General features: G+C 70.4%; 1 protein-coding gene. It reads right to left on the bottom strand.

Annotation, left to right across the window (positions count from 1 at the left end):
- Positions 1-457, bottom strand: a 457-nt coding sequence (locus ACFOGJ_RS26990; RefSeq protein ID WP_379906392.1) for a calcium-binding protein, incomplete at its 3' end; no start/stop codon positions are given.
- Positions 458-497 lie beyond the last annotated feature (40 nt).

Below are 497 nucleotides of genomic sequence, written 5' to 3'. Positions count from 1 at the left end.
TATCGGCATCGTCGCCGCCATCGATGGTGTCAGCGCCCGCACCGCCAAGGATCGAATCGCTGCCCGCGCCGCCAGCCAGGCTATCTGCGCCCTCGCCACCGTCGATATCGTCGGCGCCCTCGCCGCCATCGATCGTGTCGTCGCCGGCGTCACCCGCCAGAACATCGTCACCGGCTCCGCCGGCGATCAGGTCAGCGTCATCGCCACCGTCGATCGTGTCGGCACCCGTGCCGCCCTGGATCGAGTCACTGCCGGCGCCACCGGACAGGCTGTCCGCGCCTTCACCGCCGGTGATGGAATCGGCACCCTCGCCGCCATCGATCGTGTCATCACCCGCGTCACCGGCCAGCACGTCACCGCCGGCGCCGCCTGCAATCAGGTCCGCGTCGTCGCCACCGGAGACCGTGTCGGCACCCGTGCCGCCCAGGATCGAGTCACTGCCGGCGCCACCGGACAGGCTATCAGCGCCTTCACCGCCAGTGACGGCATCGGCTCCT

Source organism: Marinibaculum pumilum (assembly GCF_042646425.1).
In the GTDB taxonomy this organism is placed as follows: Bacteria; Pseudomonadota; Alphaproteobacteria; order Ferrovibrionales; family Ferrovibrionaceae; genus Marinibaculum; species Marinibaculum pumilum.
The sequence above is the reverse complement of the archived record's forward strand: the minus strand, read 5'-3'. Positions and strand labels throughout refer to the sequence as shown.